This window comes from Segatella copri (assembly GCF_026015465.1).
Taxonomy (GTDB): Bacteria; Bacteroidota; Bacteroidia; order Bacteroidales; family Bacteroidaceae; genus Prevotella; species Prevotella copri_E.
In genome coordinates this window covers 1,629,068-1,637,616 of the sequence record NZ_JAPDUQ010000001.1, presented here as the reverse complement: position 1 = coordinate 1,637,616, position 8,549 = coordinate 1,629,068, and the positions used below count along the sequence as shown (strand labels likewise).

The 8,549-nt window shown below is 42.6% G+C and carries 10 protein-coding genes; 4 read left to right on the top strand and 6 right to left on the bottom strand.

Going from position 1 to position 8,549, the window contains the following annotated elements; all coding sequences use genetic code 11:
• Positions 1-262: 262 nt before the first annotated feature.
• From ONT08_RS06850 to ONT08_RS06835, 4 genes are all read right to left on the bottom strand, one after another.
• Positions 263-754 (bottom strand): hypothetical protein, encoded by a 492-nt coding sequence (locus ONT08_RS06850; protein ID WP_117587908.1) that lies wholly within the window; start codon positions 752-754, stop codon positions 263-265.
• Positions 751-1,317 (bottom strand): Panacea domain-containing protein, encoded by a 567-nt coding sequence (locus tag ONT08_RS06845; protein WP_117587907.1) that lies wholly within the window; start codon positions 1,315-1,317, stop codon positions 751-753. Before ONT08_RS06845 ends, ONT08_RS06850 begins: the two co-directional genes overlap by 4 nt.
• Positions 1,318-1,435: 118 nt before the next feature.
• Positions 1,436-2,875: a hypothetical protein gene (locus tag ONT08_RS06840; protein WP_117587906.1), complete on the bottom strand. Its 1,440-nt coding sequence runs from the start codon at positions 2,873-2,875 to the stop codon at positions 1,436-1,438.
• 111 nt (positions 2,876-2,986) lie between these two features.
• A complete protein-coding gene (locus ONT08_RS06835) occupies positions 2,987-3,433 on the bottom strand; it encodes a hypothetical protein (protein ID WP_264959549.1) in 447 nt (148 codons plus the stop codon).
• A gap of 221 nt (positions 3,434-3,654) precedes the next feature.
• Here ONT08_RS06835 and ONT08_RS06830 point away from each other — a divergent pair, with 221 nt between their 5' ends.
• The 3 genes from ONT08_RS06830 to ONT08_RS06820 all read left to right on the top strand — a co-directional run bounded on the left by ONT08_RS06830 (position 3,655) and on the right by ONT08_RS06820 (position 4,938).
• Complete coding sequence (locus tag ONT08_RS06830; RefSeq protein WP_117587904.1) at positions 3,655-4,227, top strand: HU family DNA-binding protein; 573 nt, start codon at positions 3,655-3,657, stop codon at positions 4,225-4,227.
• An 89-nt stretch (positions 4,228-4,316) separates the two neighbouring features.
• Positions 4,317-4,451: a smalltalk protein gene (locus ONT08_RS06825; protein ID WP_254974329.1), complete on the top strand. Its 135-nt coding sequence runs from the start codon at positions 4,317-4,319 to the stop codon at positions 4,449-4,451.
• 37 nt (positions 4,452-4,488) lie between these two features.
• Positions 4,489-4,938, top strand: a complete 450-nt coding sequence (locus tag ONT08_RS06820) for an N-acetylmuramoyl-L-alanine amidase (protein WP_264959548.1) — start codon at positions 4,489-4,491, stop codon at positions 4,936-4,938.
• Here ONT08_RS06820 and ONT08_RS06815 read toward each other — a convergent pair whose 3' ends face one another.
• Both ONT08_RS06815 and ONT08_RS06810 read right to left on the bottom strand, forming a co-directional pair.
• Positions 4,939-5,595, bottom strand: coding sequence for a transcription termination/antitermination NusG family protein (locus ONT08_RS06815; RefSeq protein WP_264959547.1), 657 nt, complete (start codon positions 5,593-5,595; stop codon positions 4,939-4,941).
• Between the two features lie 302 nt (positions 5,596-5,897).
• The gene (locus ONT08_RS06810; RefSeq protein WP_118201379.1) at positions 5,898-6,836 is read right to left on the bottom strand and encodes a tyrosine-type recombinase/integrase; all 939 of its coding nucleotides are present in this window, start codon (positions 6,834-6,836) and stop codon (positions 5,898-5,900) included.
• Positions 6,837-7,240: 404 nt separating this feature from the next.
• Between ONT08_RS06810 and ONT08_RS06805 the strand changes: the two genes are divergently transcribed.
• Positions 7,241-8,536 carry an ATP-binding protein gene (locus tag ONT08_RS06805; protein ID WP_264959546.1) on the top strand — a complete coding sequence of 432 codons (1,296 nt, stop codon included), beginning with the start codon at positions 7,241-7,243 and terminating at the stop codon, positions 8,534-8,536.
• Positions 8,537-8,549: the final 13 nt, after the last annotated feature.

Genomic DNA, 8,549 nt, shown 5'->3' with positions numbered 1-8,549 from the left:
AGATACCTGCTGGTACAGCTTCAACTGTGTAGCGCTGCCACAAGCTCTCAAGATCTTTGCTACTTACTGCCATATTATTCAAGTTTTAAATGAAACATGGCGCAAAGGTAACACTTATCTGTCAAACCGCCAAAATAGGGGTTGGATGCTTACATTGATTTTTATGTTTAATGATTTTTATTCCACAGTCTCCAAGAAACTTCTGTCTATCTCAATGGTTGCACCACTGATATACTTGATTTCATTGCCAATGGTGATATGTTTACAATAGTCCAAATTTCTCTTTGGCTTGGCGATGTATAAAGCCACAACGCCTTACCAAATTCAAGGCATTCGTCAAGTCTATTTCTGTCAGTTTTCCTTTCAACTCACCTTCTACAGATACTATTTTATTAGCATCCATCTCGAATAGTTCTGTGCAATCAAGCCAACTGTCATAGTTGAGTATCTGGGGATAATCACTTTGGCGCAGCAGATATTGGTATTGCTGCATAACAGCTGTACGCTTAAAGGGAGTAATCTTTGAATTCACAATCAATGAACCTACAAGATTGCCTTTTTCGTTCTTACCTATTATTACTACATACTTTCTTCGAGTAGCATACCCATTACGCAATGTCAAGCCATCATTCTCATCCATTTCCAAATAGACGATGTCACCTATATTCATGTCAGCAGAAGCCTTCACTGCACTTTCCTCATGCAGTTCAGCTTTTAAATGTGCCAACACATTTCTTGAATCGTCTATGATCATGCCAATGCCTTTTTAAGAAGTTGCTTTTCACGAATATAATCCACCAGTTCCTTAGGGGCATTGCCTGCTCTGGCTATGTCTATCACCGTCAGATAATCCTTGTCGGGATCATCCTTGCGGCTATTATTGGCATGACTCCAGGCACTATCATGAGACATCTCAGACAAATCCATTGAATCCATATCCTTATATTTCTCAATACATTCATCGAGTGTGCTCACTTCCATATCGGCTAGCATATCCATATCGGGAGATTTCTTCGCAAAGACTCTTTGTCCTCTTACGTTGATTGCATCCACGAAATCAGACAATCCGATAGCAGTTTCATCAGAGCACTGATTTTCTGCTATCTTCACCACCTTATTAATTAAGGACGGCACAGGACCATAGTCTCTTGCTCTAAAGCTATCAGGCAAAAGACATAAGCCATAATTGCCTAGATATTCCCTCTGGGCGAAATACAAGATTTTATAGAGCTTGATATAATCAACCCCTTCCTTGAAAGCCTGCAATACATAAAGCACTACAGCCTCTATCTTTAATATCTGATCTATTGTCTTCATCGTTGTCTCGTTTTTATGTTATAAACGGTACAAAAATACACTTTTCCTATGAAATCGCCAAAGTTTTTAATAAAGTTTTATACTATTCATCAGAAATAGCTTCCTGCAAATCCTCATTTTATCTTCCGTACTTATCTAAGTCTATCTCTGCCAAATCGGCACCAATTATGGTTACTCTATTATCATAACGGCGGTGCTCTATGCCATTTACGACCTGGCGGCTGTAGCGATTTGGCATCAATTGCAGAATACGACATACATTACGACTTACAGCATCTATATTCTTGTCTATGATGACGACTTGGGCATCCCTGTTCTCGCGCAAATAATCACAGAAGAAATTATCGGGAGAACTGAAAGAATAACCTAAGATGATGATTCGATTAGCTCGTAACAACATCTGGGAGGCTTGATACCAAATGTCTATATACTTCCTGGAAATCACTGTCTGCAACTTCAATGGCGGCATAAATGAGGGGATTGGAAGGGACTTTCTATCAGGATCAAAGCTGATTTCTGAAGCCAACTGATTCTTGAAGAAAGCCTCTATATCGATGCCTTGCAAGTTTTCCAACTTGAAGTCGTTCTTATTCTCTACATCCACATATTCCGTAAGGGAACCATGAAAATAGAGAGCCGTATCTGAACTTTGACTTGCATACGAGGTATAGTTGAACGTGAGCAACTGGCAGGTAGCGTCTTTCTGTTGACTACCGAAATTCTTGAGCTGAGCATAGAGATTAGGCTTGTCTGCTTGAGCATTCTCTTGCTGCACCATCCGCTGCTCTTCATTCACCAGGTAAGCCCATAAAATCCATGATATGTAGAGATAATCTCGCACATAACTGATTTGGCCTGTATAAAAGCCATAGAAATAGTTGGAGAGCAACTGCTCGATGTCGAGGATATTCTTATATACATGACGAAGGATTGGATTCTCTGCCTCATACATGCTTTTTTGCAAGATTTCCACGATAATCGACTTGAATGTCTCCGTATAGTTGATGTGAGTAAAGTCTATGATGGTGTCATCCTTCACTGTTGTACCCAACACCTCTTCTATCAACATCTCTGTTTCTGCATCTATAGCTGCTCCCTTCTTGATGTCAATGATTTTACCGAAAAGGCGTATGATAAGATTTCCAAGCTTACGCTGATCATCAGAAAGACTTGAATTGTGATTCAATTCTTCCGTGATGTTTCGACAGATGGTAAGGAGTTCCTTGTCTAAATCTTTCGCCAAACGATCAATGGCATTGTTTACGAATTTATCGAAATGAAAGCGCACGTTGCCGATTGCCTTGCGAAGTGCCGCATCAACAGCCTTACCCTCATCGCTCTCCAAATATTCCACGATTCGAGGAACAAGGCTGGAGGATGTTGGCAATCCTAACGTGGCATCCACTCCAGCTCCAAGCACAACCAATGTCAAAGGACACTCCTTCGTTTTGAGAAGCTTCTCAGCAAAATCAAACCCATAGAAGTTCTGAATTTGATTGGTAGCATTAGGAGCTATCTGGTTGTAACCATTCTGTACGTCTATATTTGTATCATTCATAACTTATACTTTTGGGGGTATTAAGGTTACTTGCCCAAGTAATATAATATACTTGGCAAAGTAATATAATATACTTGCGCAAGTAATATAATATACTTTTTGAGGGCTATTTCATCGATTTGACTGGCGGAGTGCCTTTTTTCTTGCATCCCAAGCATTGTTGATGTAGAGGCGGAGGTTATCTACTCCCTTGCCTGTCTTCACATTCGTGAGGAATGGAAGGAGGAGATGGATGAAATCTTTCCTGGCGATAAGGTCGGCATCTATCGCCTCCTCGTTCTGGCACATCGTGGCTACTACCTCGCCCACTTCCTTTGCTGTCTTGCAAGCGGTGAGGAGAGAGATGTAACCTCGGAGAGATTCCACCTTATTAATATATATAGCGAGACGCTGCTCATCTTCATGAGGTGCATCGGTGGATTCGCCTTCTGAATGGAGCTTTTGGTCTGCGAATTGGTCGCCATAGAAGTTTTGTACAGCTTCTGTGGCATTGGGGAGGATTTGGTTGTTGCCTCCGTATATGTTGAAAGTCACATTAGACTTGCTGTTTTCTTCCATTTCTAGTAGGGGTATTTAATGGTTGTTCAACGAATATTCAATGGTTATTCAACGCTATTCCATAAAGTTGATTTCGCCTCTCAAATGTTGTACCTTTGCATCAGTTAAACGAAGAACGAAGAGTGAAGAGTGAAGAATTCATTACCCGGGCACTTGACATTCGATGTTTGGAGTTGACATAGGTAACATTAGTATTAACATTTTAAAAGAAAGGATTCATTATGATTGAGTATTCTGTATTTTTGATGACCAACTACCTCAAGCCTGAAGACGGGGCTAAGGCTTATGCCAAGAACCAAGTTCGTGAAATCTGGGAGCTTGACAAGTTCTCTAAGCACATCGCTTCTCACAATGCTGGCTACAGCCGTGGTATGGTGAAGGCCATCCTGTCGGATATGTGCGACTGCTTGGTAGAGCAACTGCTCAATGGCAACAAGGTTAAGTTGGGCTCGCTTGGTGTATTCAGCATCTCGCTGAGTTGCGAGGGAGCGGAGTCGATAGAGAAGTTTACCGAGGACAACATCAAGTCGGTGAACATCAACTTCAATCCTGGCGTGGACTTTGAGAACTTGATTAACCAAGCGGAGTTTAAGCTCGTGGCTAGTCGTATTGCTCAAGCAGCTACCCTCAAGGCAGAGAAGGCTGGCAAGGGCACCGTCGATTTGGCGGAGGCCAAGAAGAAAGCCAATTCCTCTAAGGATGAGGGTGACGGTGGCAACAAGCCATCTGGCGATAGCGGTAGTACCCCAAGCGGTGGTGGCTCTAGCGAGGGCGACAATGCAGGATTGGAGTAGCAATCCATCGGCTGTGCCCAGCTTAGGGCTGGGTGCAGCTACTTCTTTGCTATCTATCTGATGTTTAATCTTTAATTTCATTTACGATTATGATCAATTTCAATGAAAATCAAAATGTGGGAAGTAAGAAGTTTACCTGGGTTCAAATCTTGAATGCTGTGGTGCAAGCGCTTATCGCTGCCCTGACGGCACTGGGAGTGAGCTCGTGCGCAAACATTTTGTAATGTTGAGTGTTGAATGTTAAATGTTGAATTATGAATTATGAGACAAAGTCAATATATGTCGGCTAACGACATTAAATATCTGGTTTTGCATTGCTCGGCTAGCCGATGCAATCAGGACTATAGTGTGGAACTGCTGCGCCGCGACCATAAGGCTCGTGGGTTTTATGACATCGGCTATCACTTCTATATCCGAAAGGATGGGAAGAAGACGCAGCACAGAATGTTGCTGGAAGTAGGGGCGCATTGCATTCCTTATAATAGATGTAGCATTGGCATCTGCTATGAGGGTGGACTGGATGAAGATGGCAAGCCTGCCAATACGCTCACCAAAGAACAGGAGGAGCGAATCACTGATTTGCTCATCAATCTCCATAAGCTTTTTCCAAAGGCGAAGATTGTGGGGCATCGTGATTTGCCTGGTGCTTCGCCTAAGGAGTGTCCATGCTTCGATGCTCATACTATCTTTGGATGGATTGAGGATTTGTAATTATTCGTCGGCAATGGCTTCAAGGAAACTTCGGTCTATCTCTATGGTAGCACCGCTGATATACTTGATTTCATTGCCGATGGTGGCTTTCTTACCAGATAGACGTTGCACGTATGCTTCCAATCCTGCCAACTTTCCCTCGGTGATTCTTACTTTCTGACCTTTACGTAAAGGACCGGAACATGGAGACACTGGGAGGTCGGGATTTTCTACAAGACGACGATAATCTTCCACTTCTTTGTCACTGAGGCGGTAGATTTCACGATAGCCTGGCATCGTGAGCATCTTATAGACATCGGGACGGAAACGGATGGTGTCAAGATAATTGGGCCTGACATGGCAGAAGATAAAGGTGGTAAGCAAGACTTTCTCCTTTATCTTTCGCTTGTTGCTTCGTTTGTCGAGAACTACCATTCTCTGCATCGGAACCCAATATTCAAACCAAATCTTTTGTTTTTGGAAATAAAGTTCAATGGATTTGGCGATGGTATTCTCGCAGTTGCATCTTACGACAGCGACATACCAACCTGCATCATTGGGCATTTTTGGCTCATTTTCATATCCAAATGCCTCATTTTGGGGATTTTTAAGCACGGCTTCGCCGTCGTCCCCCATCTGAGGGGCCGAAACCTGATTCTCTATTTCTGTCACGTCCATCTCTTAACTGAATATTCGTTCGTTTTCGATGTTGTTACTCTGTGTCTCTTCATAAGAGATACAGATACCTTGTTAACCATCTGAATACTAAAGACTTATTTGAATATGTTAAGAAACATTACTAAATATTTGCTGAAAATTGTTTCATGCATTAAACTTTTTAACACTCGTGACTTCCTTATTCTCAATATTTTTTCGTATTTTTGCAATGTCTTCTGTATCTCTTATGAAGAGACACAGAATACAGGCATTCCGGATCATTTTTCTCATGTTCCCATCACTTCTTCACTTTTAGAATTGGTTCATATTAGTTCAGAAAGAAGCTCTGCATTGAGTTTGTCCACTTCTGATGTCTGAATGGAGCGGAGATAGATTTGTGTGGTGGTTTCGGAATCGTGTCCCAATGCCTCGCTGATGACTGAGATGGGTTGGTGATGTTCTTTTGCTGCTGTTGCCCAAGAATGGCGGGCAACATAGAGGGTGAGGTTTCCTTGGATGCCTAACTGCTGTTTGAGTTTTTTGAGGTGGTAGGTGATGCGTGACTCGGCATTGTGATAGAGTTGGTAGTCGGGGTTTTCTTCATCGGAATTGTCATGAAGAAAAGGGAAGAGATAAGGTGAATTATCGGTGAGATGCTTATATTTATCTACTAACGCTTGCATCTGTGGTTCCCATTTGACGGTGATTCGTTGATGTGTCTTGCTGCGGTTGTAATGGAGATAACCGTCTTGGAGGTCGGACTTTTTGAGATGTGCCAAGTCGATGAAAGAGATACCTCGGAGGTAAAAGCTCATCATGAAGGCATCCTTTGCCATGTCGCTGGATGGGGATTGCTGGAGGTCGAGTTGCTTGATTAGCTTGACTGTCTCAAAAGGGATGGCTCGCTTGCGTGTCTTGTCGATGCCTGTATAGACTCGGCGGAATGGGTATTGCTGCGCTATCAGTTCTTGCTCTACCGCTCGGTTATAGACGGCTCGGAGGATTCGCATATAGAAGGAACTGGTATTGCGGCATACGTCCTGCTGCTTGAGATATGCCTCATAGGCTTCCATCATCGCTGCATCCATCTTGCGGAGAGACAAGTCCTTGTTCTGTCGGAATCGCATAAAACTGTTGAGAGTGGCACGATAGTGTTGCCATGTCTTGTGTTGTCCGTTCTTGTGAAGCTGGGTAATGATGTCTGTCATGAAGTTGACGAATGAATACTTGGAACGACTCTTGATACATTTGTTATTTGCCATAATTGCTGTGATTTTTATTATTTGGGTTACACATTAAAAAATATAATAGGAACATCCTTTTCTCTTTTTGCGAAACAAAGACATCCCTTTATATAATGTGGAGTAATGGTTAAGCCGCTTTCCAGGCTATCACGGCTACATTATCACCCGTGATTACCAGACCCAAATAAAGGCAGATGGCTATACGATAGAGGTAGCACCTATTTGGAAATGGCTACTGCAAGACAACAACTAGAGCTTTAAAGAGCAAAAAGAGATTTTAGATAAAAACAGAAACTTTCCTTTCTAAAAGGAAATAATTGCCGATTTCTTTCCTTTTTAGAAGGAAAGTTTGTATCTTTGCAACCGAGTGTAGGAATCTACATATTAACAATAAAATAATCAGTAATAAAGAAGGTACACAAATGGAACTACGCAGCACATTTCAGTCAATCATTTCCTTGCACCAAGAGGAATTACCTTTTGCCTTGCAAGAGAGAAGCACCCAACTTCCGTTGGATGGAAACCGCATCGTGACTGTTACTGGCATTCGCCGTTGCGGAAAGTCATCATTATTGGGACTTACGATTAATCGCCTGCTACAACAAGGAATTCCAAAAGAGCGCATCCTCTATGTAGGCTTCGACGATGAACGTTTTCTCTCCATGTCGCCCGAAAACTTCGATGAATTGCTGCAAGCTTATCGTGAAATGTATCCTGATACATCGCTTAAGGATGTTTATATGTTTTTTGATGAGATACAACTCATAGAGGGCTGGGAACTCTTTGTTCTCCGGGTGTATAAGAATTATTGCAAGCATATCTATATAACAGGTAGCACAGCCAAGATGCTTTCAGAAGAAATGGCTTCCGCTTTGCGAGGATGGCCTGACGAATATCGTGAGTATCCTTTGAGTTTCAAGGAATATATGGCGTTCAAAGGCACCAAGGCAAATCCATTCAGCGAAGCTGGCAAGGCAAAGTTGGCGGTCTCCTTCCGCGGTTATTGCGAGGAGGGCGGTTTTCCAGAGGTTGTTCTCGAAAAAAGCAAGATGGAAAAGGTCAAAATACTGCAGTCTTACTTCAACACCATGCTCTTCAGGGATATGGTGGAGCATTATCATATCGGAGCTTCTCCTTCGGTGGTGCGTTATTTCTTAAAGCGTGTGATGAACAATCTCACGAAGCCGACTAGCGTGAACAATATTTATAACGACTCGAAATCGCAAGGCTTAAAGGTCTCCAAGGATTCCCTCTATCTGTGGCTCGACTATGCTTGCAACATTTTCATGTTTCGCAAAGTGGAAAAATACGATAAGTCGATGGTAAAACAGCGTTCTGCTCCTGCCAAGTATTATGTGGCTGACATTGCCCTGCGCAATGCCGTATTATTGCCAGAGAGCGAAGATGCAGGCAAGGCTTTGGAGAATATCGTTTATCTCAACTTAGAGAGAACACTTGGAGAAGAGGACGGGATATTCTACTTCTATGAATCGAAGGAATGCGACTTCGTTGTGAAAAAGGGCGAGCGTGTAGCTGAGCTGATACAAGTCTGCTGGACATTGAATGATGATAACGTAGAACGAGAGATAGGAGGCTTGATGGCTGCCTCCTCCGTTACAGGCTGCAAACAGGGAAAAATCATCACTTTCTCCCAACGGGAGACCTTCGAACGAGACGGAATAAGGATTGAGGTTATGCCGATATGGGAGATGGAATAGGAAAAGGAATAGG